This is a genomic window from Micromonospora parathelypteridis (assembly GCF_014201145.1).
Taxonomy (GTDB): Bacteria; Actinomycetota; Actinomycetes; order Mycobacteriales; family Micromonosporaceae; genus Micromonospora; species Micromonospora parathelypteridis.
On the sequence record NZ_JACHDP010000001.1, the window covers coordinates 1,711,044 to 1,736,950 of the forward strand.

A 25,907-nucleotide genomic window follows, 5' to 3' on the forward strand; every position below is an offset into this window, starting at 1 on the left:
ATGCCGAGCGGTGATGGTGGGGGTCGTGGGTTACCGCGCCGCCGGTTCACCTCGACGAAACATTGTCGTGTTGGTCACGACACTAAGTTAGGAGTTTCAATGTGTCCATACCTTCCGGCGATTCAGCATCAACTTTCGTCGATCTGATCGAAAGTCGCCGATCAGGCGTGGCGATCGATCGCCTGTCCGGCCAGCGCGACAAGCGCCGAGCGGGCCTCGTCGGCCACCATGGCGCTCTGCAACGCGGCGAGCGCGGCCTCGGTCCGGACCCGAATCATCTGCTCGATCCGCTCCAGGGCACCGGTCACCTCGATGATCGCGCGCAGCTCCGCCGCGCCGTCGGCGTCCAGGGCCGGGTTGCCGAACAGCTCCCGCAACCGGATGGTCTGCGAACGGTCTGCGGCACTGCGGGCCAGCGCCATCATCACCGTGGGCTTGCCCTCCCGCAGGTCGTCCAGGACCGACTTGCCGGTGACCGCCGGGTCCCCGAAGACACCCAGCACGTCGTCGCGGAGCTGGAACGCGTCGCCCAACGGGTCGCCGAACTCGCCCAGCGCGGCGATCAGCTCCGGCCCGGCGCCGGCCAGCGCCGCCCCGATCTGCAGCGGCCGGGTCACCGTGTACCGGGCGGCCTTCATCCGGATCACGGTCAGCGCGCTGGCCACCGAGCCGTCACCCACGCCCGAGACCAGATCCAGGTACTCCCCCGCGATCACCTCGGTACGCATCAGCGCGAACACGCCGTAGCCCCGGTGCACCTGCTCGGTGCTCAGCCCACACTCGTGGAACATCTGATCCGACCAGGCGGCGCAGAGGTCCCCGCAGAGCAGCGCGGTGTTGCGGCCGTACGCCTCCGGGTCGCCGCGCCACGACGAACGGGCGTGCAGGTCGGCGAAGAGCCGGTGCACCGACGGCTCACCCCGCCGGCGGTCACTGCCGTCCAGGATGTCGTCGTGGATCAGCGCGAACGCGTGGAACAACTCCAGGGCCGCCGCGGCCACCACGATCGGGGTGCCGTCGGGAGCCCCCGCGCCGCGCCAGCCCCAGTAGCAGAACAGCGGGCGTAACCGCTTTCCGCCGGCCAGCACGAACCGTTGCAGCGCGGTGAAGACGCCGCGCGGCGCGCCGTCCGGCCAGTCCGGGCCCTGCCGCTCGAGGAACCCGGCCAGCTCCGCGTCGAAGCGCGCCCGCAGCCCGCTCGCGTCGGTGGGCGCGACGGTAACTGTCATGCCCCCTCCCCCGACCCGTCCGTACCGCCGGCGCCCAGCCCGGCCAGTTCCAGCAGCAGCGCCTTGACGTCGGTGGCCGCGATCCGGTCCCGGGCGGCGCTCGGGTCGGAGCAGAGCAGCACCGGAGCGTCCGCCGGGTCGTCCGGCAGCCGTCCGTGCGAGCCGCGCACCGCCTGCGCGCCGGCGTCCAGGCCGACCGCGCTCATCAGGTAGCGCATACCGAGCTTCTTGCGGGCCAGGGCGACCCCGGCACGAGCCTTCGCGGCACCGGGGTTGGCCGGATCGAAGAACAGCTCCGCCGGGTCGTAACCCGGCTTCCGATGAATTTCCACGAGCCGGGCGAAGTCCGGCGCTCGGGCGTCGTCCAGCCAGTAGTAGTACGTGAACCAGGCGTCCGGCTCGGCCACCAACACCAGCTCACCGGCGCGCGGATGGTCCAACCCGTAGGCGGCCTTGCCGTCGGCGTCGAGAACCTCGGCCACCCCGGGCAGGCCGGCGCAGAGCTTCGCCACCGCGGGCACGTCGGCCGGGTCCCGGACGTAGACGTGGGCGACCTGGTGGTCGGCGACCGCGAACGCCCTCGACGTCCACGGGTCGAGGTATTCCATGCCGGCCTGGGTGTGCACCCGCAGCAGCCCTTCGGCGCGCAGCAGCCGATTGACGTCCACCGGTCGGGACACGTCGGTGATGCCGTACTCCGACAGCACCACCACGGTGGCGTCCCGGGCCCGGGCGGCGTCCAGCAGCGGCCCGAGCACCGCGTCCAACTCGGCTGCCGCGGCGGCGGCCTGGGCCGACGACGGGCCGAACCGTTGCAGGTCGTAGTCCAGGTGCGGGACGTAGACCAGGGTGAGGTCGGGTGACACGTCGGCCAGGATCTGCTCGGCCGCCTGGCAGATCCACCGCGACGACGGCAGCCCGGCGGTCGGCCCCCAGTAGGTGAACAGCGGGAAGGTGCCCAGCCGGCCGGTGAGCGCGTCGTGCAGCTCCGGCGGGTCGGTGTAGCAGTCCGGCTCCTTGCGCCCGTCGGCGTAGTACACGGGGCGTGGGGTGACCGTCCAGTTGACGTCCGCGCCCATCGCGTACCACCAGCAGACGTTGGCGACGGTGTAGCCGGGCTCGGCCCGACGGGCCGCCTGCCAGAGCTTGTCCCCGCCGACCAGCGCGTTGTGCTGCCGCCACAGCATCACCTCGCCCAGCTCCCGGAAATACCACCCGTTGCCGACGATCCCGTGCCCGCTGGGCGGCTCGCCGGTGAGGAAGGTGGACTGCACCGAGCAGGTCACCGCGGGCAGCACCGTGCCCAGCTCGGCCCGGAAGCCGCCGTCGGCGACCCCCCGCAGTCGAGGCATGTGCGCCAGTAGTCGGGGCGTCAACCCCACCACGTCGAGCACCACCAGTCGCCGGCTCATCGCGTCACCCCCGCAGTCACGTTCTGCTCCGCAGTCAGACCCAGGCCGACCAGCTCGTCGCGGGCGAAGGCCAGCTCGGCGGCGATGCCGGCGGCCAACTCCGCGTCGGTGCCGGGCCGCCGTGCGGCCGGCAGCACCCCCCAGGTGTACGTCTCGACGTCCAGGTGGTCGCAGCCGGCGGTCGGGCCGTCGAAGAGCGCGGCCAGGGCGGTGCGCAGCACGGGCAGGGTGGAGCCGAGCGGCTCCTCGGGTGGGGCGTGCAGGGGCACGTGGTAGTGCACCCGCCACGGGCCGGGCAGCGCCCGATCCAGCGCCTCGTCCAGGTCGTCGGCCGCGTACGCCGGGTCGGCCGGGTCGGCCAGCCCCGCGCACCCGGCGCCCCGGGTCTGGTGCAGGAAGCGTGGCTCCACCCAGCGGCGCAACGCCTCGGCCCCACTCTCCGGGTCGGCCGCCTCGACGGCGGCGGAGACCTGCACCTTCACCACGGGCAGCCCGGCCGCCCGCAGTCGTTCCAGTGCCTCGGTGGGCTCCTCCCAGGCGCACGCCAGGTGGGCCAGGTCGAGACAGACGCCCAACCGCTCGGTGTCCACGCCGGACAGCAGCTCGGCGGCCTGTCCGGTGCTCTCCACGACGCAGCCGGGCTCGGGTTCGAAGGCGACCCGCACTACCCGGCCGGTGTCCCGCTGCACCGCGGCCAGGCCGGCGGCCAGTTGGTCCAGCCGGCGTCGGGCCGCGTCGGCCCGATCGGCGTCCCACGGCTGCCGCCAGGCCAGCGGCAGCGTGGAGATCGAGCCCCGGGCGGCGTCGTCGGGCAGCAGGTCGGCGAGCACCCGGGCCAGATCCAGCGTGTACGTCAGGCGCTGCTCGGTGGTCCAGTCCGGGTGGTACACGTCCTGCTTGACCACGGGGGCCTGGAAGGCCGCGTACGGGAAGCCATTGAGGGTGACCACCTCCAGCCCGCGCGCGTCCAGCTCGGTGCGCAACCGACGGCGTAGCGTCGGGTCGGCGGCCAGCTCGGCGGCGACCGGGGCGGCCAGCCACAGGCCGAGCCCGAGCAGGTCACTGCCGAGCGCCTCACGGACCGGCACGGCGTAGGTGTCCAGTTGACCGAGGATGCCGGCGAGGTCCTCGGCGGGGTGCACGTTGGTGCAGTAGCCGAGGTGGACGGTGTCGCCGCCACCGTGTCGCAGCCGCATCAGCTGCCGCCGCGCAGGATCGAGTTGCCGGTCTGCGGGTCCACGGCCGCGACGACGTCCAGGTCGCTGAGGTCGAGCCGACCGGACTGTCCGTAGAACTCCACCGGGTTGCGCCACAGCACCTTGTCGACGTCGTCGTCGCTGAACCCGGCCAGCAGCATCGCCTCGCCGGTGGCCCGGGTCAGCAGCGGGTCGGAGCGACCCCAGTCGGCGGCCGAGTTGACCAGCATCCGATCCGTGCCGTACTCCCGCAGCAGCTCCACCATCCGCGACGGCGTCATCTTGGTGTCCGGGTAGATGGAGAAACCCAGCCAGCAGCCGCTGTCCCGGACCAGCTTGACGGTCACCTCGTTGAGGTGATCGACCACCACGCGACAGGCGTCGATGCCGGATTCGGCGACCACGGCGAGGGTCCGCTCGCATCCGCGCGCCTTGTCCCGGTGCGGGGTGTGCACCAGCGCCGGCAGGTCGTACGCCACGGCCAGAGCCAGTTGCGCGGCGAACGCCTCGTCCTCCTCCGGCGTCATCGAGTCGTACCCGATCTCGCCGACCGCCACCACCGCGTCCTTGTCCAGGTAGCGGGGCAGCAGGTCGAGCACCGCCCGGCAGCGCGGGTCGTTGGCCTCCTTGGGGTTCAGCGCCACGGTCGCGTGGTGCCGCACCCCGAACTGCCCCGCCCGGAACGGCTCCCAACCGATCAGCGAGTCGAAGTAGTCGGCGAACGAGGCGGCGCTGGTGCGGGGCTGGCCCAGCCAGAACGCCGGCTCCACCACCGCGCGGACCCCGGCGGCCGCCATCCGTTCGTAGTCGTCGGTGGTGCGTGAGGTCATGTGGATGTGCGGGTCGAAGATACGCATTCACGCCTCCCGGGGCAGTGCGGCGGTGAGCCGGTCGAGCAGGTCGGTGGCGTCGGCGGGCAACTCCCGGCCGGCGGCGTGCCGTTCGGCGGCCAGCGCGCCCAGCATCGCCGCCAACTCACCGTCCGCCCGAGCGTCCAGGTCGGCCACCCCGTCGAGGGGGACACCGCTGAACACGCACTTGAGCACCGCCTGCCGCCAGGCGGCCGGGGGGAGGTGCTGGGCGTACGGGCCGAGCGCCGCGGCGACCAGCCGGGTGTCGTTGGTCCGGATCGCGTCGTGCAGCAACGGCACACCGGCGGCGCCGATCGGCAGCAGCGGCAACGCCCGCAGCACCGCTCGGCGCTCGGCCGCGTCGCCGTGCTCGTAGAGGCGCTCGGCGTACGCCGCGTGGTCGCCGGGCAGGCTGGTGAGCAGCAGCACCCGGGCCGCGTCGTCGGCGGTCCAGCCGGGGGCGTCGGGCAGCGCGGCCCGACCGCAACGCCGGCCGGCGGCGGGGAAGAGTCGGGTGATCGCGGTGGGCTCGGCCGGGACCCGGCGCAGCGCCGCGTCCAGCCAATCGGGATCGGGTACGCCTCGCAGCGCGGCCCGTAGTGAATCCGGTGTCATCCCGTCTCCTTCCCTTGCTGCTACGCAGGCACCCCAGGTATGTCTGCGGGCACCTCGTCCTCCGTGCGGCCGGCCAGTGCGGCGGCGCGGAGAAACTCGATCGACCGGGCGGCCACGGCGGGTGCGGCGTGCGAGTCGCGGGGCAGCTCCACCGCGACCAGCCCGCGATAGTCGGCTGCCGCCAGGGCCGCCAGCACCGGCGGGAAGTCGATCTCGCCGACACCGAACTCCAGGTGCTCGTGCACACCCCGGCGCATGTCGTCGATCTGCACGTTGACCAGGTGCTCGGCCACCTCGGCGACACACTGCGGCACCGGCCACGGCTCCAGGCAGCGGCAGTGGCCGATGTCGAGGGTGATGCCGAACCGGGCCGGGTCACCGAGCGCGGCGCGCAGCCGACGCCAGTCGGCGATGTCCTGCACCAGCATCCCCGGCTCCGGCTCGAAGCCGAGGGTGACGCCAGCGGCGTCGGCCGCGTCGACCACGCTGGCGCATCCGGCCACCAGCCGGTCCCAGGCGCACTGCGGCGACACCGCCTCTGGCCGGACACCGGCCCAGAACGAGACCGCCTCCGCGCCCAGGTCGGCGCCGATCCGGACGGCCCGGCGCAGGAACTCGATCCGCCGGGTCGGGTCGTCGTGCAGCAACGTCGGGGCGTGCTTGTGCCACGGGTCGAGCAGGTAACGCGCCCCGGTTTCGATCACCACCGCCAGACCCAGCTCGTTCAACCGACGACCGACGGTGGCGACCCGGCGCGTGAGCCCGGGCGCGAACGGGTCCAGATGGTCGTGGTCCAGGGTGAGCGCCACCCCGTCGTAGCCGAGATCGGCGAGGACGGCGAGCGCGTCGTCGAGACGGTGGTTGGCGAAGCCGTTCGTGCCGTACCCGAGGCGCAACGTCGTGGCGTCGGAGGCCGGCGGAGCGGATCGGGGCTGGGGAACGGTCATGTCGGGGAGACTTTCCGGGCCAACCGTCGACCCAACGGCGCTGCCGCCGCGACGGCCAACCCGAGCAGGCCGGCTCCGCCTCGCGCGGTGAGCGCCCCCTGCAGCGCGGGCAGCCCGGTGATCCCGGCACCGACGGCGGCACGAACCCGCCCGGCCGACGGGTCCCGGACGACCTCGGCCTGAGCCGCGCCGTAGCGGGCGGCATACCACCCGGCCAGCACGGCGGGCAGCGCGGCAACCCGCCGGGGGGCGACGACGGCGGCGCTGGCGGCGACAACCGCGGTGCCGGCGAGGGTGCACATCGGCAGGGTGGTGTCCGCGCCGGTGACCTCCCGGCGGGACAGCGCGGTGACCGTATAGGTGTGCGCGGCGACTGTCGCCGCCGCCGGCAACGCCCTGCTCACCCGGCCACCCGACGCGCCGAGCAGCACATCCAGCCCCCGGCAGGCAGCCATCACGGCCGGACCGGCGGCGGTGTTCTTGGCCAGCAGGTCGTACCCCCAGATGGTGGCGGCCAACGGCACGGCGAGCGCGACGGCGCGGCGACCGCCCACGGCGGCGGCCAGGCCCACGCCAGCGGCCGTGAGGCCAGCCGCGAGACCGACCGCGGCGGCCGGGGTGACCCGCCCGCTGGGGATCGGCCGCTCGGGCCGCTCCACGGCGTCGAGGCGTCGGTCGGCCCAGTCGTTGGCGGCCATGCCGGCCCAGTAGAGCAGCACCGAGGCGCCGGCGAGGGCAGGGGTACGCGGGCTCAACGCGCCGGCCGCCGCCGCTCCGGCGACCACGTCACCGGGCACCGAGAGCGCGGCCGGCGCCCGGACCAGCTCGGCGAGGTCAGCCAGCGTGGTCATGGGCACTGTCCCCGCCGGCGTGCAGAAGCCGCGCGAAGTCGGTCAGCCGGGCCCACTGCTCGCCCAGCGAGTGGCTGGGCGCGCCGAGCGGGTCCTTGAAGAAGAAGCCCAGCTCGGTCAGCGGCCCCACCTGCCCGGCGGCGTGCGCGGCGGCGGTGAGCCGGGCGAGGTCGAGCACCAGCGGCGCGGCCAGCGCGGAGTCGCACCCGTGCCAGGTGAACTCCATCCGCATACCGGTGCCGAGGAAACCGGCGAAGGTGATCAGATCCCAGGCGGTCTTGAAGTCGCCCAGCTCCTCGACGTACTCGATGCGCGTGCCGCCCTGCGGGACGTAGCCCAGCGTCTCGCCGAGCACCCGCTGCTTGCTCTGCACCTTCGCCGCGTTCGCGGCCGGGTCGGCGAGGGTGGCGCCGTCGCCACCGCCGAGCAGGTTGACCCCGGACCAGGAGCGCACGTCCAGGTTGCGCATCGCGAACATCGGCGCGAGCACCGACTTGACCAGGGTTTCCCCGGTCTTGCCGTCGTGCCCGGCGTACGGCAGTCGGGCCTCCTCGGCCAGCGCGGTCAACGCCGGCAGTCGCAGCCCGGTGGACGGGGTGAAGTCGACGTACGGGCAGCCGGCCAGCACCGCCGCGTACCCGTAGAGGGAGCTGACCGGCAGCACCTCGTCCGGTCCGGCGAGAGCGGCGCGCAGCGCGGCCGGGTCGGCGTGCCCGGGGTGCGGTCGGGGGGCCGGCTCGGTGGCGGAGACGTTGACCACCACCACCCGGTCCAGCTCGTGCCGCTCGCGGAAGCTGGTCAGGTCGCGCACCACGGCGGCGGCACGATCCGCCTGGGTGGCGCCCACCGGTGCGGGTCGCAGCTCCTGCTCGACCGCGTTCAGCTCGTCGGGGATCGCGGCGACCAGCCGCCAGGGAATGACGCCGCTGTCGGCCAGTGCCTCCGCGCGCTTGCAGAGCGGGGTGGTGGCCAGGTCGTGCCCACCGAAGACGAGGTCGGCGAAGGCTGGCAGGGCGGGGCCGCGCAGCTCGGGCAGCTCGGTGACGCAACCGGTTGGCCCGGCCAGGCCGGCTCGCAGCGCGAGCCCTCCGACGATGCTGGTGGTCGCGACGGAACCGCGCGCTCCTACCAGCCAGACACCTGTTCGCATGGTGCTCCTTCCCATCCAGGAGGAACCGTCGGTACCGCTAAATATAGGAATATCAGAATATGTTTCGGAAAGATACAGCCTGGGTGGATGGGCCCCGCCCGCCCGCCCCGCACCGGGAGAGCACCGGTTCCGGCGTCGGCGTCGGCGGCGCCGACGCCGGACCGGTTCCCGGTACGGGTGCGAGCAGACGGGGCTGGTAGACAGGGTCGGGTCGGCGTCTCGACCCTGCCTCCCCCGCATCCGACCGGTCAGGGCGTTGGCGTGCCCCGGCCGGGCGTCTCAGGCCGCCGTGCCCGCCACATCACCGACCGGAGCACGACCCGCCGTTAATCGACGAGTGGATGCGGGACGGGTGGGGGCAACAGCGGGCGGTGCCATCAGGTCCTCCGGATCTTCACCGGTGGTGGCGGTCCTCCGGTGCGGCCGGGGAATCCCGGTCCGGTCGCACCGGACGACCGTCCTTCTCGTGCGCCACCGGGCCGTACGGCCCGGCTGCACACTCTCCGATGCCGACCTCGTCCCAGCCACGGGGCGCAATCCGCGGCCGGTCCCTCGCCGGTCGGCTTCGGAAAGCCGGTCGGGCGACAGCGGTACGAACACCGCCGTCGCGGATGGTCAATGGTCAGACAGCCGCCGCGGTCAGCGCCGGCGCCACCTCGGCCCAGGACGAGCCGAGCTCCGCCGAGCGGGCCACCGCGTCCAGCACCAACTGGACCTGCAACGCGTCGGCGAAGGAGGGAGTCGGGTCGACACCGGTGGCGACCGCCTCGATGAAGTCGCGCATCTCGTGCGTGAACGAGTGCTCGTAGCCGATGATGTGGCCCGGCGGCCACCACGCCGACATGTACGGGTGCTCGCCCTCGGTCACCAGGATGCGGTTGAAGCCCTGCTCCACAGCGGGACGGGTGGCGTCGTAGAACTCCAGCTCGTTGAGGCGCTCCAGGTCGAAGACCACGGTGCCCAACGAGCCGTTGATCTCGACACGCAGGGCGTTCTTGCGGCCGGTGGCGAACCTGCTCGCCTCGTACGTGGCCAGAGCGCCACCGTCGAGCCGGGCCACGAAGACCGCGGCGTCGTCGACGGTGACCGGCCCGGTGCCGTTGCCGTCGGCGGAGCTGCCGCCGTCCACCGTGGCCGCCAACCCGCTCGACCCGGCCGGCAACGGCCGCTCCTTGACGAAGGTCTCGGTGACCGCGCTGACCCCACTGATCCGTTGACCGGTGACGAACTGGGTCAGATCGATGATGTGGGCACCGATGTCACCGAGCGCGCCGGAGCCCGCCCTGTCCTTCTGCAAACGCCAGACCAGCGGGAACTGCGGGTCCACGATCCAGTCCTGCAGGTACACCGCGCGAACGTGTCGAATCACCCCGAGCCGTCCGTCGGCGACCATCTGGCGCATCATCGTCACTGCGGGGACCCGGCGGTAGTTGAACCCGCACATCGACCGCACTCCGGTGGTCCGGGCGGCGTCCGCCGCGGCGGTCATCGCCCGGGCCTCCGCCACCGTGTTGGCCAACGGCTTCTCGCACAGGACGTGCTTGCCGGCGGCCAACGCGGCGAGGGCGATCTCGGCGTGGCTGTCGCCCGGGGTGCAGATGTCGACCACGTCGATGTCGTCCCGGTTGATCAGGTCACGCCAGTCCGTGGTGTACGCGTCCCAGCCGAGCCGGTCGGCGGCGTCGGCCACCTTCGCTGTGTCTCGGCCGCAGATCAACGCCATCCGGGCCCGCGCCGGCAGGTCGTACACGCGGTTCACGGTGCGCCACGCCTGTGAGTGCGCGGCGCCCATGAACGCGTAGCCGACCATGCCGACCCGCAGTTCTTTGTCTGTCGTGGACAAGGTGGGTCTCCCCCCGTGTGTCAGAACCCGAGCTTGTCGTAGCTGCTCGCGTTCTCCTTGGTGATCGTCTCGGAGGCGAGGGTCAACTCCTTGGGAACCTGCAGCTCCGTCAGGTCGCCCAGGCCCCGGCCCTGCGCGATGAGCCGCGCGAGGGAGATTGCCGACGAGGCCATCGACGGGTTGTAGGTGACCGTCGCCTTGAGCACGCTGTTGTCGGCCTTGATCGCGTCGATCGCGAGCTTCGAACCCGCGCCGCCGACCATGAAGAACTCCGACCGGTTGGCCTGCTTGATGGCGGCGAGCACACCGATGCCCTGGTCGTCGTCGTGGTTCCAGATCGCGTCGATCTTCGGCAGCGCCTGGAGCAGCTGGGACGCCTCGCGCTGACCGCTGTCCGAGGTGAACTCGGCCGAGCGACGGTTGTTCACCTGGAACCCGTAGGTCGCCAGGGCGGCCTTGAAGCCGTTGCTGCGCTCGACGGTCAGCGGGATCTCCAGACCGGCGATCTCGCCGATGATCGGGTTGCTGACGCCCTTGTCCTTGAGCTGCTTGCCGATGAAGTGCCCGGCCGAGACGCCCATGCCGTAGTTGTCGCCCTTGATGACCAGCCGCGAGGCCAGCGCGTCGGGGAAGGCCCGGTCGAGGTTCACGATCGGGATGCCCGCCTGCATCGCCTGGAGGGCAACGGCGTTGACCTCCTTGCCGTCGTGTGGCAGCACGACGATGATGTCCGGCTTCTGGGCGATCAGCGTGCCGAGCGTGGAGCGCTGGGCCTCGGAGTTCGACCCACCGTCGACCTCCTTGAACTCCACGTCCGAGTAGGCCGCGGCCTGAGCCTTGGCGTTGGCGTGGATCGCGCCCATCCAGCCGTGGTCGGCGGCCGGGGCGGAGAAGCCGATGACGACCTTCTTGCCCGGGGCGTTGTTGCCGGCACCGTCACCGGCGGCCTTGGTCTGGGTGCTGGCCGCCGGGGTGTCGTTGCTGGTGCAGGCGGTGAGCAGGGTGGCGGCGCCGACTGCGGCTCCACCGAAGAGCAACCGGCGGCGCGACACGTCGCGACTGTGCTGGGTCATGAACGACCTCCTGGGAGCGGGATTTGTGTTGGTGAGGGTGTGCGAGGCCCGGCCACTGTCGAATTTCTCGACGTCGCCTGGGACAACGGTGCGGTGCGTCAGGTTGCGGTGGTGACCCTGTTCCGCGCGAGGAGCCGAGTGAAGGACTTGTACTGGAACTGCTGGACCAGGACGGCGGCGACGATGATGCCGCCCTTGACCATGTTCTGCGCCTCGATGGAGAGGCCGTTGATGGCGAAGAGGTTCGTGATCGTGGCGAAGATGATGACGCCGAGCAGTGAGCCGACGATCGTGCCCCGGCCGCCGCTGAGCAGCGTCCCGCCGATGATCGCGGCGGCGATCGCATCCAACTCGTAGAGGTTGGCCATCGCCGCCTGCGCCGAGGTGGCCTGCGAGGTGAGCATGATGGCCGCGATGCCGCAGCACAGACCGGACAGCGCGTAGAGGAACATGGTGTGCCGGCGGACGTTGATGCCGGCCAGCCGTGCCGCCTCCGGGTTACCGCCGACGGCGATGGTTCGCCGGCCGAAGGTCGTGCGGTTGAGCAGGATCCAGCCGGCCACCACCACCGCGCCCAGGATGTAGACGAGGATCGGAATCCCGAGAACCTTGCGCGCCGCGATGTCGTTGATGAAGGTGCTGCTCGACACCTGGGTCTGCTTGTTGGAGATCGACGCCGCGAGCCCGCGAGCCGCCACCAGCATCGCGAGCGTCGCGATGAAGGGGACGAGCCGCCCGTACGAGATGAGTACGCCGTTGACCAGGCCGACGCAGATGCCGACCACGATGGCGGTGAAGATCATGCCGCCGGCGCCGAATTCCTGGGTGGCGACCGTGGTGCACCAGACCCCGGCCAGCGCGACGATCGCCCCGACCGACAGGTCGATCCCGCCGCCGATGATCACGAAGGTCATCCCGACCGTGACCACACCGACGACCGAGGCGAGCTGCAGGATGGCGAGAACGTTGTTCCAGACCCAGTTCGGGTCCCCGTAGAGCTCCGGTTTGGTGACCGCGCCGACCACGATGAGCGCGGCCAGCACCCCGATCAGACCGAGGTTGCGCTTGGCACCGTCGCCGCCGTCACCCCGCCACCACGAAAGTCGGCCCGTGGATCCTGCCTTGTCGCTGGCCACCGCCGTCTCCGCCGGGTCCACCGGCGGCGACTGCGCCGGAAGCTGCGCGCGCTCCGGTGTCGCGGTGGGAGTGGGAGTCGCGTCGCTCATGCCGGTGCGCCTTCCATCAAGGACCCCGCCATCACGAGGTCGAGCACGGTGTTCTCGTCGAGTTCGCCGGCCGCAGCCTCGCGGACGACCCGCCCTTCCCGCATCACCAGCACCCGGTCGGCCAGACCAAGCACCTCAGGCACCTCGCTGGAGACCAGCAGCACCCCGACGCCCTGGGCGGCCAACGCCCGGATGACCTGGTAGAGCTCAGCCCGGGCGCCCACGTCCACGCCCCGGGTCGGCTCGTCGAGAAGCAGCAGTTTGGTGCCGCCGAGCAACCACCGCCCGACCACGACCTTCTGTTGGTTGCCGCCGGAGAGCGTGCGTACCGGCCGGTCGACGCCCCGGGGCCGCAGCTCCAGGCTCTCGGTGATCCGGTCCGCCTCGGCTCGTTCCTTGGCGGCGTCGGTGAAGCCCAGCCGCGCGTATCGGCCGAAGGTGGCCAACGTGACGTTGCGGTAGATGGGCTCTCCGAGCAGCAGCGCCTGACTCTTGCGTTCCTCCGGGGCCATCCCCATGCCGGCCCGCACCGCCGCGCCGACGCCGGGACGCAGCACCCGCCCGTCCATCCGGACCGAACCGGCCTCCGCGAGACGCGCACCGTAGATGGTTTCCAGCAGCTCGGAGCGGCCGGAGCCGACCAGCCCCGCGATGCCGACGATCTCCCCGGCGCGAACGCTCAGCGAGACGTCCGCGAACTCTCCGGCGCGGGTCAACCCCTCCACCTGGAGCAGATCCGCACCGGCGGGGTCTTCGGCCGGTCGATCCGGGAAGACGTACTCGATGGTGCGGCCGGTCATCCGGCTGACCAGGTCGCGGGTCGGGGTGTCGCGCGCCGGCAGGTTCGCCGCCGTGGTCCGGCCGTCCTTGAGTACGGTGACCCGGTCGCCGATCTCGCGGATCTCCTCCAGCCGGTGCGAGATGTAGATGACGGCGATGCCCTGCGCGGTCAGCTCCCGGATGATCCGGAACAGGTTGCCGACCTCGTCGTGGGCCAGCACCGCGCTCGGCTCGTCCATGATGATCAGTCGGGCCTCGTGCGACAGCGCGCGGGCCATGCTGACGATCTGCTTACCGGCGGCCGGCAGCGACCGAACCATCCTCCCGGGCGGGATCTCCCCGTGGCCGAGCCGACTGAGGATCTGCCGAGTGTGCCGGGCCATCGTGCCGCGCCGGACGAACCCGAAGCTGCGGTGCTCGTGACCGAGGAACGCGTTCTCCGCCACCGACAGGTCCTCGACGAGATCGAGCTCCTGGTAGATCGTGGCGATGCCGGCCTTCATGGCGGCCTGCGGGTTGGCGAAGGTCGCCGGCTCGCCGCGCCACTCCACCTGCCCGGAATCGGGCTGGTGGACCCCGGAGAGCACCTTGATCAGGGTGGACTTGCCGGCGCCGTTCTGCCCGAGCAGACAGTGCACCTCGCCGGCACGCACCTCCAGCTGCACGCCGTCCAACGCGCGTACGCCGGGGAAGGTCTTGACCAGATCGGTGAGGCGCAGGACCACCTCGCCCGCGACGGTGTCGGCGGGAGCCTCGACCAGCGGTGCCTCGGCGACGGCCTCGGCCGACGTGGTGGCGGGGTCATCCTCGGGCAGGGCCACAGTCTCCTCCTCACTCACGACGGAAATTCGCTCAGTCTCATGCGGCTTCACCGAAGGCGACGTCACTGGCGAGCACTGCCGCACCGGTGACGCCGGCGCGACCACCGAGCTCGGACAGCACGACGGGCAGGTTGCCGGTGGCCAGCGGCAGCGAACGGCGGTAGACCACGCTGCGGATCTCGGCCAGCAGGATGTGCCCGAGCTGGGCCAGCCCGCCGCCGATCACGATCATCGACGGGTTGGTGAAGCTGACCAGGCCGGCGAGCACTCCACCGACCCGCCGTCCGCCGTCACGGATCAGCTGGATGCAGGTCACGTCGCCCTCGACGGCGCCCTCGGCGACGTCAAGTGCGGTCACCACACCACGCAGGGCCATCCGCTCGGCCAGCGCCGGTGACGTCCCGCTGCGGGCGGCGACGGTGGCCTCCTTGGCCAGTGCGGCACCGCTGAACAACGCTTCCAGGCAGCCGATGTTGCCGCACGAGCACATCGGACCGTGCGAGTCGACCTGGATGTGGCCGATGTCGCCGGCACAGCCGTCGGTGCCCCGGTAGACCTCGCCGGTGAGGTAGATGCCGCAGCCGATGCCGGTGCCGATCTTCACGAAGAGGAAGTCGTCCACCGAGTGCGCGACCCCACCGTGGCGCTCACCGATAGCCATGATGTTGACGTCGTTGTCCACCACCGCCGGGCAACCGTGCTCCCGGCTGAGCAGCTCGCGCACCGGGAACCGGTCCCAGCCTGGCATGATCGGCGGCGAGACCGGGACGCCGTCGCGGAAGCTGACCGGGCCGGGTACGCCGATGCCGACCGCGTCCAAGCGCTCGTACGCGCCGTCGACCCGGGCCTTGTGCAGCAGCTCGTTGACCCGCTGCAGGGTCACCTTCGGCCCGTTGCGGATGTCGGCGGCCTCGGCGTAGTGGGCGACCGGTTCGAGGCGGCCGTTGACCACCTCGATGTCCATCGAGCTCGCGCCGAGGTCGACGGCGGCGAAGCGCAGCTTCGGGTTCAGCTCGACCAGGGTCGAGCGGCGCCCGCCCCGGGAGGCGGCGAGCCCTGCCTCCGCGACGTAACCGAGCGCGACCAGACGATCCAGCTCGGCGAGCATGCGCGGGCGCGGCATCTGGAGTCGGTCGCCCAGCTCGGCCCGGGATACGGCTCCCTCGTCGCGGAGCAACCGGAGCAGTCGCACGTGCAACGGGTCGACGGTCCGCACCGGGATTCACCTCTTCATAGGCCTCGTTCACATCGACGCAATGGCGATGTGTTGTGTCCGACACAGTAAGAGCGTTCCGCACCGCCTGTCCAGAGCTTCGACCGTTTCGAGATGAACTTTTGTCCGAAAGAACAAAAGCTACTAGTCGATCAAGAAAAGGATCACGGGCCGCCCGCGTCCGGTCGCCCCCGGTGCCATCGACGAACACGAAATCGCCCCGCCAGCCGGACCTCGGTGGCGGGGCGGTTTGCGCGGGTCGTCCGTACGGGACGGGGGCCGCTGCAGGGCGGTCAGCGTCTGCCGGCGGAGTTCCGCTTCTTCCGGAGCTTGCGGTCGTCGCGCAGCTCGACGTACGGCTCGTCGTCGACGGCGTGACCGGCCGAAATGGCGCGACCCCGCTCCAACTCCGCGTCGAACTCGGCACCCAGCAGGATCGCGATGTTGCTCAGCCAGAGCCAGACCAGAAAGATGATCACACCGGCCAGCGCCCCGTACGTCTTGTTGTACGAGCCGAAGTTGCTCACGTAGAGGGCGAAGAGGCCGGAGATCACCAGCCAGATCACCACGGCCAGCACACCGCCCGGGCTGACCCAGCGGAACCCGCCGTGCCGCGCGTTCGGCGAAGCCCAGTAGAGGATCGCGAACATCAGGCTGACCAGGATCAGCAGGACCGGCCACTTGGCGATGTCCCACACCGTGACCGCCGTCGCGCCGAGGCCGACCGCGTCCCCGACCAACTCGGCGAGACGTCCGGTGAAGACCACGATCACCGCGCTGGCCAGCAGCAGCACCCCGATCACGGCGGTCACGCCGAGCCGGATCGGCAGCGTCTTCCAGATCGGCCGGCCTTCCGGCACGTCGTAGATGGTGTTCGAGGCGCGCATGAACGCGCCGACATACCCGGAGGCGGACCAGAACGCCGCCAGCAGACCGATGATCGCCGCGAGGCTGGCCAGGCCGCCGCTGCCCTGCGCCTGGGTGATCGCGTCCTCGATGATCTTCTGGATGCTGTCGTTCGGCACCGCCTGGTTGACGGTGTCCTTGACGCCCTGGGTGGCGCTCCTGCCGAGCAGACCGAGGATGGAGATCAGCACCAGCAGCCCCGGGAAGATGGACAGCACCCCGTAGTAGGTCAACGCCGCCGCCCAGTCGGTCAGGCTGTCGTCCTGGAATTCGGTGACCGTGCGCCGCAGCGCCGCCTTCCAGCCACTGCCGGGCAGATCGGTGGGGCTGTCCGGCCCCGCATCGGGCCCGACCGGATCACGCTGGTGCTCCCGGTGGGCGGAAGACTCGTCCGAGGCCATCGCCCCTCCTGTCCGTCGGCGGTGTCACCTCCGGACATGCCCCGTCGACGGGCACGGATAACCCCTATTGGTAGAGCAACCTGCCCATCCGGCGCGACGCCACCAGCAGGCCGATCGCCACCATCGCCAGCAGGTAGAGCACGTCGAGCAGCCAGACCCAGCCACCGCTGCCCAGCGCGACCCCGCGGATCAGGTGCACCGACCGGTACAGCGGGGTGATCTCGATCAGCCAGTGCAGCAGGGTCGGATAGGCCTGCGCCGGCACGAACGTGCCGGAGAAGAGGAACAGCGTGAACTGGGCCGAGCCCATCAGGTCGAAGTCCTGCCAACTGCGCATGAACGTGGAGATCGCCATGCCGAGAGCCCCGAACGCGAACCCGACCAGCACCGCGGCCGGCAGAGCGGTCAGCGCGCGGGTGACGCTGGTCAGATCCAGCGCGACCATCACCCCGAGGAACGCGGCCGAGTAGGCGCTGCCCCGCAGCATCGCCCAACTCAACTCACCGACGGCGATCTCGAACGGCCGTACCGGGGTGGCGATCATCCCGTCGTACAGCTTCATGTACTTCATCTTGCCGAAGAAGTTGAAGGTGGTCTCCGCGAGCGCCCCGGTCATCGCCGAGGAGGCGAGCATCGCCGGAGCCACGAACTCGGCGTACGAGACCAGCCGCCCGTCGGGCAACGGCAGATCGCCGACCAGCGCCCCGACGCCCACCCCGATGGAGAGCAGGTAGAGCAGCGGCTCGACGAAGCCGGAGAGCAGCAGCAGCCAGTAGACCGACTTCAGCGCCGCGACGTTGCGCTCGACCACCGACCCCGACCGCCGGGACGCGGCGGAGACGTCGATCAGCCGGGGCAGGATCAGCGTGACCACGACAGCCTCCCTAGACGACGAGCTTGCGACGGAACGCGCGCAGCGCCAGCAGGCAGCCGGCGACCGCCCAGGCGGCCAGGTACAGCAGGTGCCCCACGACCGACCACTGTGGGGCGACGCCGAGCGTGGCCGCGCGGCAGAGGTCGACGGCGTGCCACAACGGCGTCACGTACGCCACCCAGCGCAGCGCCTCGGGTAGCGACTCGACCGGGAAGAACACCCCGGCGAAGAGCGTCATCGGGATGACCGCGAACCGGAACAGCATCGCCAGCCAACTGTCGCTGGACACTGACGCGGTGTACGCGAAGACCGGCGCGGCAACGGCCAGCCCGAGCAACGCCACCACCGGCAGGGTCGCCACCGCCCACGGCGACCGCAACGCCCCGAACAAGCCGGTGACCAGCAGGAACGCCGCGATCGTGGTGAGCACCCGGAACAGCACGAACGCCAGGTGCCCCGCCACGATGTCACCAACCCGCAGCGGCGACGCGCTCTGCGCGAAGTAGGTCTTGACCCACCGGAAGTTGCTGAACACCGGCCAGGTCGAGTCACCGACGGTCACCTGGAGGGCGGTCGAGGCGATCAGCCCGGGGACCAGCCAGTCGAGGTAACGCACCCCGCCGACGCCCTGGTCGATGTAGGCGCCGACGCCCAGCCCGAAGCCGAGCACGGTGAGCACCGGCAGCAGGAAGGAGGAGAACACCCCGGCCCGCCAGGTGCGCCGCAGACCCACCAGGTAGTGCTCGAACACGGCGTACGCCGGCACCCACGGCAATCGGGTCTGCCCCGCCACACTCACCACGACCACCCCCGTCCCGACCTGTCTACCCCGGGGGTACGACAGGTCGCCGGTCACCCTACGGCGGCCCCGCCAACGTGTCGCCCGGGTTTCCAACGGCGGCGCGATGATCCACTCCAGATCGGCGATGTGGCGGCCTACCGCCGCCCGGACACCCCCGCGTCGCCGACCTGGAGTCGATCAGGCCGGGCGGTACGCGCGGATCAGCGCCTGCAGGGCGTATCCGAGCAGCAGCACTCCCGCGCCGGTGCCGACCACCAGGCCAGCGGACACTCCCGAGGCCAGGCCGGTGACGAGCGCCGCCGCCGCCACCAGGCACAGCGCGACACCGAGCGGCCGGAGCAGCGGATCCCGCAGCAGCGGGGCGAGCGGGAAGAAGTGCAGTCCGACCACCAGGCAGACCAGCACCGGGACGTACTCGGACCAGCCGGCGGCGGCCACCACGGCAGCGCCCAGCCCAGCGGCGGCGAATTCGGCGACGACGATGAGCAGGTACGGGCGGTCGGCGGCGCGGTCCCGAGGGCTACCGGCCCCCCGGAGGCGGGCCGACAGCACGCCGCCCACCACGGCGGTGAGCAGTGCGACGATGCTGCCCACGACGAGCAGGGCCCGCAGCGGTTGCTCCGCCGCCGGCACACTGAACCAGACCATCGCGAAGATGCCCAGATAGAGGGCGGTCAGCCCAGCCTGACGTCGGTTGGCGGTCAGCAGATCGGACATGGGACCTCCGTGGTCGGCGGCCGGTTCGGTGAACCCACCGACCGGTCGGCCGATGCTACGCCCAAGATCAAACGCGGCCGTAACCCGGCTCACGCGCAGCTTCCCGGTCAGAGCCGTTGAGCTGCCGACGATCAGAAGGTCGGTCAGTCGACCAGGGTGCGGCCGGTCAGGTGCAGGAAGACGTCCTCCAGGCCACTGCGCCGCACCAGCACGTTGGCCGGGTTGAGCCCCAACGCGGAGACCTCGGTGACCGCCGCGTCGCCGTCGGGCACGTAGAGCAGGACCCGGTCGGGCAGGACCTCGACCCGCTCCCCCACACCGTCGAGCTTGCCCGCGAACGGCTCCTGCGACTCGGCGGCGAAGCGCAGCTCGACCACCTCGCGGGTGGAGTGTTCCGCGATCAGCGCCCGGGGTGAGCCCTCGGCGACGATCCGCCCGCCGTCCATCACCACCAGCCGGTCGCAGAGCTGCTCGGCCTCGTCCATGTAGTGGGTGGTGAGCACCAACGTGACGCCCTGCTGCTTGAGCCGGAACAGCCGCTCCCACACCAGGTGCCGGGCCTGCGGGTCGAGACCGGTGGTCGGTTCGTCGAGCAGCACGATCTCCGGGTCGTTGACCAACGCGCGGGCGATGGTCAGCCGACGCTTCATCCCACCGGAGAGCGGCTCGACCTTGCTGTCGGCCCGCTCGCTGAGCTGGACGAAGTCGAGCAGCTCGTCGGCCCGCTCCCGGGCCGCCCGCCGTGAGATGCCGAAGTAGCGGGCGTAGACGGTCAGATTTTCCCGGACGGTCAGCTCCGGGTCGAGATTGTCCAACTGCGGGCAGACGCCGAGCCGGGCCCGGATCGCCGGCCCGTCCCCGACCGGGTCCATGTCGAGGATGCGCAGCTCACCCCCGCTGGGTGGGGAGGTGCAGCCGACCATCCGCATGGTGGAGGACTTGCCGGCGCCGTTCGGCCCGAGGAAGCCGAACGCCTCACCCGAACGCACCTCGACGTCGATGCCGGCGACGGCGGTGAAGTCACCGAACCGCTTCACCAGCCCCCGAGCCTGAATGAGTGGTCGCCCCGAAGTCACCACCCGACCCTAACCGGCGAGTCCGACAGCCCTCCACGCAAATACGTGCCGCGACCGACCGGCCGACCCCCACCCGCACCGCCGGCGGCGAAACGCCGATCAATGCCCCACTGTGCGCCCGATCGACGTGTATCGTCCTCTCGTGTCGCCCATCAGCTCGCCCGATGGTTCGTCGCCACCCGTCCGACCTGCCAACTCCCCCGCCGGTGTGCCCACAGCGGGCAGCGGCGGCACGCCACCTCGGCCGCGACCGACAGTCGACCCCACCGAGGCCGACAGTGGACCGCACCTGACCGAGCTCGCCGCCGACCCGACCGAGCGCGCCATCGACGACGACCGCTCCGCCGCCGAGCGGGCGACCCGCGACCTGGCCGCCCAGTTCGAGGACGAGAAACCGGGCCGGGTGTTGACCGGGCCCGCGGGTCTGCTCCTCACCGCGGCAGCGCTGGCGGTCGCCGCCCTCGCCCTCTGGCAGGTGTTCCAACCGCTGTCGCAGGGCAGCAAGTATTACCTCATCATCTTCCTGGCCGGCGTACTCCCGTTGGTCTTCCTCGCCTACCCGGCCGACCTTCGGCTGCGGGCCCGACTGCGGGCCCGTCGACGCCGCACCGAGAACGCCGACAGCGTTGAGCGCACCGAGAACGCCGACGGGCCGGCCCCGCTTCGTCCGACGTCGACGCGGCCCACCGTGACGGACTGGGTGCTGGCCGCCCTCGCGGTGGCCGCCTGCCTCTACCCCGTCCTGCCGATTCCCCTCGGTTCCGGTGGCGGCGGCTACGACGCCTTCCTCGACCGGCAGGGTCTGCTGGCGCCGATGGACCTGGTGCTGGGCACCGTGCTGCTGCTCCTGCTGCTGGAAGCGTGCCGCCGGGCCACCGGCTGGATCCTGCCCGCGGTCTGCCTGCTGTTCCTCGGCTACGGCTACTACGGCGGGTTGCTGCCGCAGTCCTGGCCGGTCGCCCACGCCGGGCTCGACTTCAGCCAACTGGTCGACGCGTTCTACAACTCCGACAGCGGCTTCTACGGCACACCACTGGACGTGGCCGCCTCCTACATCGTGCTGTTCACCATCTACGGTGCGGTGCTGGAGTTGTCCGGGGCCGGGCGGTTCTTCGTCGACCTGTCGGCCGCGGCGTTCCGCCGCTCGCGTACCGCCGCCGGTCGTACGGCGGTGGCCTCCGGCTTCCTGCTCGGCACCGTGTCCGGATCCGGCGCGGCGACGACGGTGAGCATCGGCGCGGTCACCTGGCCACTGCTGCGTCGCGCCGGCTATCCCCCGGAGCGGGCCGGCGGCATGCTGGCCGCGGCCGGAGTGGGCGCGATCCTCTCGCCGCCCACCCTGGGCGCGGCGGCGTTCATCATCGCCGAATACCTGGGCGTGTCGTACCTGCAGGTGCTGGGTTGGGCCACGGTGCCGACGGTCCTCTACTACCTCGGCATCCTCCTCGCCGTGGAGATCGACGCCCGCCGGTCCGGCGTACGCCCCGTGGTGATCGACGTCGGGTCGCCCTGGCGTCTGCTGGCCCGGTTCGGCTACCACTTCGCCTCACTGGTCGCGATCGTCGTGCTCCTCGCCGTGGGCGTCTCCGCGACGAGGGCCGTCGTCTTCGCCACCCTCCTGGCGGTCGCGCTCTCCTTCCTGGACCGCGCGCAGCGGCTCACCGCGGCCCGGCTGGTGGCCGCGCTCGTCACCGGCGTACGCGGCGTGCTCGCGGTGACCGCCGTCTGCGCCGCCGCCGGCATCATCACGGCGACCACCACGAAGACCGGCCTCGGGCCGCAGGCGGCGGCGCTGCTGATCAGCGGGGCGAAGGCGGCCACCTCGGACCCGACCCTGGTGCTGGTGCTCACCGCGCTGCTCGCGGCCGTCGCACTCAGCCTGCTGGGCCTGGCCGTGCCGGTCACCGCCTCGTTCGTGATCGGTTGGGTGATCGTCGGCCCGGCCCTCATCGACCTCGGCGTGTCGGCGCCCGCCGTGGCGATGTTCGTCTTCTACTTCGCGGTCCTGTCCGAGGTGTCCCCACCGACCGCGCTCGCCGCGGTGGCGGCCGCGGCGGTGACCGGGGGCAGGTTGGTGCCGACCATGTGGCAGACCCTGCGCTACGCGCTACCGGCGTACCTGACACCGATCGCCTTCGTCATCACGCCGGCCGGGCTCGGGCTGCTCGGCATCGGTGGCGCACGGCGGATCGCCTTCGCCGCCGTGGTGATAGCGCTCAGCGTGGCGGTGCTCGCCGTCGCCGCCGGTGGCTGGCTGCCCGGGCTGGGCCCGGCCGGCGCACCAGAGCGCGTACTCGGTGTCCTCGCCGGCGTCACCCTGCTCTGGCTCCAACCCGTCGCGGTCACGGTCGGCGTCGCGCTGGCCGCCGTCGCGGCAGCGGGTGTCTTCGTACGACGGCAATCCACCGGCCGGGCCGGTCGGCCACGAGCCGGATCGTCAGCCAACCTCCGGGAGGAGAAACCGTGAGACGAATCGACGTACGGGTCGCGGCGGGTCTGAGCGTGCTCGCCCTCGTCACGGCCGGTGCCGCGGGCTGCGGAGGCCAGCAGGGCGGCGCGGCCAAGGACGACGCGGCCAGCGAGGTCACCTGCGAGGTGGCCCAGGAGACCCGCGTCGGTATCGCCACCGGCAACGCGACAGGTGTCTACTACGTCGTCGGCAACGCCCTGGCCGGCCAGTTGTCCGGAGCCACCGGCGGCAAGCTCAGCGGCACCGCCGCCGAGACCGGCGCCTCGGTGCAGAACGTCGAACAGTTGGTCGCTGGCCAGTACGACGTGGCGTTCTCCCTCTTCGACACGGCGGTCAACGCGGTCGAGGGCAAGGGCAGCTTCACCGCGCCGCAGCCGGTCGAGGCGCTCGCGCGCATCTACGACAACTACACGCAGGTGGTGGTTCGCAACGACTCCGGGATCAACTCGGTGGCCGACATGCGGGGCAAGCGGATCTCCACCGGTTCCCCGAAGTCCGGCACCGAGGTAATCGCCAACCGGCTGCTGGAAGCCGCCGGCCTCGACCCGGCCAAGGACGTCCGGGCGCAGCGGCTCGACCTCACGAAGACGGTCGAGGGCGTCAAGGACGGCAGCGTCGACGGGTTCTTCTGGTCCGGTGGGCTGCCCACCGGTGGACTGACCGACCTGTTCACCACCGCCGGCGACCGGGTGAAGTTCGTCGACATCGCGGCGCTGCTGCCGAAGATGACCGAGTTGAGCCCCGCCTACCAGGCCGGGACGATCGGCCGGGACGCGTACCGGACGGCGACGGACACCCCGACCATCGTCGTGCCGAACGTGCTGCTGGTCCGCAAGGATCTGGACGCCAACGTCGCCTGTGCGATCACCCGGACGGTGTTCGACAAGCGGGACGCGTTGGCGCAGGCCAACCCGGCAGCCAAGGGGATCTCGCTGGAGACCGCCCGGAAGACCGAGCCCGTCGCGCTGCACCGGGGCGCCGACAAGGCGCTGAAGGATCTCGGCGCCAACTGACAGCCGGTCAGCCGTCGACCGGTGCGGTGGCGGCGCGGGCCACGGTGACCAGACGATCGGTCTCGGCGAGCAAGGCCTCGTCGTCCGCCGGGGTGCCGGGGTCGAGTCGAACCGTCCAGGTGAGACCGTCGACCCCGGCCTCGCGGCGGGCCGCGACCCGCGCAGCGCCGCCGGGCACCGGCTGATGCTCGGTGTACGCGACCGAGCGGGTGACCCGCGCCCGCACCTGGTGCGGCAGCTCACCCGGGTCGAGCAGGAGGTACGTCTCGGCCGGGCCGTCGGCGACCAGCGTGTAGCCGTCGCGTTCGACGACGAGCTCGGCGGGTGTGACGGTCAGCTCCCGGCCGGACCAGACCGCCTTGAGGATGGTGTGCCAGCCGAGCCGGTGCCCTCGACCGGGCAGCCACAACCCGAGGTTGCTGGCGACCACCACGCCGTCGCCCTCACCGTTGCCGGCGGCAGCCCAGGCCAGCACCCGCTCGTCGCCGGTCAGCGGCGGCCGGGAGGCCGGTGGCAGCTTCGGCTTGCGGCTGAACAGTCCCATCTAGAGGCCTCCCGCGGCCTGTTCGCGCAGCGCCCGGGCGTGCTGTTCCAGTGACAGCAGCTCACCGAAGGCGGCGAAGTACTCGTCCTTGTTGTTGACCGGGTTGATCCGCTGGATGCGCGACTTGAGATCGCGGATTCGGGCGGTCACCGAGCCGAACTGCACCCGGGCCATCGTGATCGACACGTAGCGGGGGTCCGGTTCGCCGTCGATCCGCAGCGGCTCCACCGCCAACTCGCCGACCAGCGCCGCCGAAGCCAGGTCGTCGCAAGCGTCGCGGACGGACTCGATCCAGACCGCGCCGCCGGTCGCCGACGCGGCCCCACCGGCCGCCGCGATGGCCGTACGCGCGGCGACGTGCATCGGGTGGCGGTATTCGGTGGCCTCGACCGCGTCGAACATGGGCCCGGCCAGGACGGGCTGTTGCAGGGCGAGCTTCAGTGCCTCCCGCTCGACCATCGACTGCGGGCTGTCCGATGTCGGCTCGGCACGGGCCGAAGTGGGTCGGGCGGCGGGTGCCGCGTCGCGCGTGCCGGGCGGTGGGGTGTTGGCGGCGGCGAGCACTGCCCGTTGCACCGGCTCGATCTCCATGCCGAGGTCCATGGCGAGCTTGCGGACGTACTCCGGACGCTTTTCCCGGTCCTTGAGTCGCGCGACCAGCGGCGCGGCGTGGCGCATCGCCTCGACCCGGCCGTCGACGGTGTCCAGGTCGAAGCGGCTGATCACGTGTCGGAGCGCGAAGTCGACAAGCGGCTCGCGGCGCGCGACCAGGTCACGCACCGCCAGGTCACCCTTGGCCAGCCGCAGATCGCACGGGTCCATGTTGTCCGGGCTGACCGCGATGAACGTGCGCCCGACGAACCGCTGATCGTCTTCGAAGGCACGTAGTGCGGCCTTCTGGCCGGCAGCGTCACCGTCGAAGGTGAAGATGATCTCGCCGGCCACCTCGTCGCTGTCGAACAGGAGCCGACGCAGGACGGAGATGTGATCCGCTGCGAAGGCGGTGCCGCAGGTCGCCACCGCCGTGGTCACCCCGGCGAGGTGGCAGGCCATCACGTCGGTGTAGCCCTCGACGATCACTGCCCGGCCCTGCTTGGCGATCTCCCGCTTGGCCTGGTCGATGCCGTAGAGCACGTGCGACTTCTTGTAGATCGGCGTCTCGGGGGTGTTCAGGTATTTCGGGCCGTCGTCGTCGTCGAAGAGCTTGCGCGCGCCGAAGCCGATCACGTCGCCGGCGAGGTCGCGGATCGGCCAGAGCAGCCGACGGCGGAACCGGTCGATCAGGGTGCCGGAGCGGGACTCCCGGGACAGCCCGGCCGTGACCAACTCCTGGTGGGTGAAACCCTGCTGGCGGAGGTGCTTGGTGAGCAGGTCCCAGCCCTCTGGCGCGAAGCCACAGCCGTAGCGCTCGGCGGCGGCCCGGTCGAAGCCCCGCTTGGCCAGGAACTCGCGTGCCGGCCGGGCACCCGCGGTGCTGAGCTGCGCCCGGTAGAACTCCACCGCGGCGGCGTGCGCGGCCACCAGGCGCTGGCGCTGGCCCTGCTGCGGACGGGGGCGGGGGGTGCCCTTGTCGTCCTCGATGTAGCGCAGCTGGATGCCGGCGCGGCCGGCCAGCCGCTCGACGGACTCCACGAAGCTGAGGTGGTCGGCGTCCATCAGGAACTTGATCGCGTCGCCGCCGGCCCCGCAGCCGAAGCAGTACCAGACGTTGCGGGCCGGCGAGACGTTGAACGACGGGCTCTTCTCGTCGTGGAACGGGCACAGACCCTTGAGGTTGCCGCCGCCGGCCGACTTCAGGGTGACCGTCTCGGAGATCACATCCCCGATCGAGGTGCGTTCCCGGACCAGTGCGATGTCCTCGTCCCGGATCCGCCCAGCCATGCGCCACCCCCTCGGC

22 protein-coding genes are annotated in these 25,907 nt (G+C 71.5%); 2 read left to right on the forward strand and 20 right to left on the reverse strand.

Translation table 11 applies throughout. The annotated features are described in order from the left end of the window. Positions 1-161: 161 nt before the first annotated feature. The 18 genes from HNR20_RS07265 to HNR20_RS07350 form a co-directional block, all read right to left on the reverse strand. The gene (locus tag HNR20_RS07265; RefSeq protein ID WP_184177579.1) at positions 162-1,229 is read right to left on the reverse strand and encodes a polyprenyl synthetase family protein; all 1,068 of its coding nucleotides are present in this window, start codon (positions 1,227-1,229) and stop codon (positions 162-164) included. Further along, positions 1,226-2,641 (reverse strand): alkaline phosphatase family protein, encoded by a 1,416-nt coding sequence (locus HNR20_RS07270; protein ID WP_184177581.1) that lies wholly within the window; start codon positions 2,639-2,641, stop codon positions 1,226-1,228. The genes HNR20_RS07265 and HNR20_RS07270 overlap by 4 nt, the downstream gene beginning before the upstream one ends. Further along, positions 2,638-3,837, reverse strand: coding sequence for a metabolite traffic protein EboE (gene eboE, locus HNR20_RS07275; protein WP_184177583.1), 1,200 nt, complete (start codon positions 3,835-3,837; stop codon positions 2,638-2,640). Before eboE ends, HNR20_RS07270 begins: the two co-directional genes overlap by 4 nt. After that, positions 3,837-4,694 carry a TatD family hydrolase gene (locus HNR20_RS07280; protein WP_184177585.1) on the reverse strand — a complete coding sequence of 286 codons (858 nt, stop codon included), beginning with the start codon at positions 4,692-4,694 and terminating at the stop codon, positions 3,837-3,839. Before HNR20_RS07280 ends, eboE begins: the two co-directional genes overlap by 1 nt. Beyond that, entirely contained in the window at positions 4,695-5,303 is a 609-nt protein-coding gene (locus tag HNR20_RS07285; protein WP_184177587.1) for an EboA domain-containing protein, read from the reverse strand. A gap of 20 nt (positions 5,304-5,323) precedes the next feature. Then, positions 5,324-6,250, reverse strand: coding sequence for a sugar phosphate isomerase/epimerase family protein (locus HNR20_RS07290; RefSeq protein WP_184177589.1), 927 nt, complete (start codon positions 6,248-6,250; stop codon positions 5,324-5,326). After that, on the reverse strand, positions 6,247-7,101 hold the full coding sequence (locus HNR20_RS07295; protein WP_184177591.1) for an SCO3242 family prenyltransferase: 855 nt from the start codon (positions 7,099-7,101) through the stop codon (positions 6,247-6,249). Before HNR20_RS07295 ends, HNR20_RS07290 begins: the two co-directional genes overlap by 4 nt. Next, positions 7,085-8,251, reverse strand: a complete 1,167-nt coding sequence (locus HNR20_RS07300) for an inositol-3-phosphate synthase (RefSeq protein WP_184177593.1) — start codon at positions 8,249-8,251, stop codon at positions 7,085-7,087. The genes HNR20_RS07295 and HNR20_RS07300 overlap by 17 nt, the downstream gene beginning before the upstream one ends. Positions 8,252-8,873: 622 nt before the next feature. Next, the gene (locus HNR20_RS07305) at positions 8,874-10,061 is read right to left on the reverse strand and encodes a Gfo/Idh/MocA family protein (RefSeq protein ID WP_373291059.1); all 1,188 of its coding nucleotides are present in this window, start codon (positions 10,059-10,061) and stop codon (positions 8,874-8,876) included. 53 nt (positions 10,062-10,114) lie between these two features. Next, the gene (locus HNR20_RS07310) at positions 10,115-11,167 is read right to left on the reverse strand and encodes a substrate-binding domain-containing protein (protein ID WP_184177597.1); all 1,053 of its coding nucleotides are present in this window, start codon (positions 11,165-11,167) and stop codon (positions 10,115-10,117) included. A gap of 98 nt (positions 11,168-11,265) precedes the next feature. Further along, a complete protein-coding gene (locus HNR20_RS07315) occupies positions 11,266-12,393 on the reverse strand; it encodes an ABC transporter permease (RefSeq protein WP_184177599.1) in 1,128 nt (375 codons plus the stop codon). Next, the gene (locus HNR20_RS07320; protein WP_184188118.1) at positions 12,390-13,898 is read right to left on the reverse strand and encodes a sugar ABC transporter ATP-binding protein; all 1,509 of its coding nucleotides are present in this window, start codon (positions 13,896-13,898) and stop codon (positions 12,390-12,392) included. Before HNR20_RS07320 ends, HNR20_RS07315 begins: the two co-directional genes overlap by 4 nt. A gap of 133 nt (positions 13,899-14,031) precedes the next feature. After that, a complete protein-coding gene (locus HNR20_RS07325) occupies positions 14,032-15,210 on the reverse strand; it encodes an ROK family protein (protein ID WP_184177601.1) in 1,179 nt (392 codons plus the stop codon). Between the two features lie 290 nt (positions 15,211-15,500). Further along, complete coding sequence (locus HNR20_RS07330) at positions 15,501-16,514, reverse strand: YihY/virulence factor BrkB family protein (RefSeq protein WP_184177603.1); 1,014 nt, start codon at positions 16,512-16,514, stop codon at positions 15,501-15,503. Between the two features lie 64 nt (positions 16,515-16,578). Further along, positions 16,579-17,388, reverse strand: a complete 810-nt coding sequence (locus tag HNR20_RS07335; RefSeq protein ID WP_184177605.1) for an ABC transporter permease — start codon at positions 17,386-17,388, stop codon at positions 16,579-16,581. A 10-nt stretch (positions 17,389-17,398) separates the two neighbouring features. Then, on the reverse strand, positions 17,399-18,196 hold the full coding sequence (locus tag HNR20_RS07340) for an ABC transporter permease (RefSeq protein WP_184177607.1): 798 nt from the start codon (positions 18,194-18,196) through the stop codon (positions 17,399-17,401). Positions 18,197-18,367: 171 nt separating this feature from the next. Continuing rightward, on the reverse strand, positions 18,368-18,907 hold the full coding sequence (locus HNR20_RS07345; protein WP_184177609.1) for a hypothetical protein: 540 nt from the start codon (positions 18,905-18,907) through the stop codon (positions 18,368-18,370). A gap of 143 nt (positions 18,908-19,050) precedes the next feature. Beyond that, on the reverse strand, positions 19,051-19,983 hold the full coding sequence (locus HNR20_RS07350) for an ABC transporter ATP-binding protein (protein WP_184177611.1): 933 nt from the start codon (positions 19,981-19,983) through the stop codon (positions 19,051-19,053). Between the two features lie 142 nt (positions 19,984-20,125). On the opposite strand from HNR20_RS07350, the gene HNR20_RS07355 reads away from it, so the two are divergent. After that, positions 20,126-22,450, forward strand: coding sequence for a TRAP transporter permease (locus HNR20_RS07355; protein WP_229687216.1), 2,325 nt, complete (start codon positions 20,126-20,128; stop codon positions 22,448-22,450). Beyond that, positions 22,447-23,466, forward strand: coding sequence for a TAXI family TRAP transporter solute-binding subunit (locus tag HNR20_RS07360; RefSeq protein ID WP_184177613.1), 1,020 nt, complete (start codon positions 22,447-22,449; stop codon positions 23,464-23,466). Before HNR20_RS07355 ends, HNR20_RS07360 begins: the two co-directional genes overlap by 4 nt. A gap of 7 nt (positions 23,467-23,473) precedes the next feature. Here HNR20_RS07360 and HNR20_RS07365 read toward each other — a convergent pair whose 3' ends face one another. Together HNR20_RS07365 and dnaG are read right to left on the reverse strand one after the other, a co-directional pair. Further along, positions 23,474-24,010, reverse strand: coding sequence for a hypothetical protein (locus tag HNR20_RS07365; protein ID WP_184177615.1), 537 nt, complete (start codon positions 24,008-24,010; stop codon positions 23,474-23,476). Continuing rightward, a complete protein-coding gene (gene dnaG, locus HNR20_RS07370) occupies positions 24,011-25,891 on the reverse strand; it encodes a DNA primase (RefSeq protein ID WP_184177617.1) in 1,881 nt (626 codons plus the stop codon). Positions 25,892-25,907: the final 16 nt, after the last annotated feature.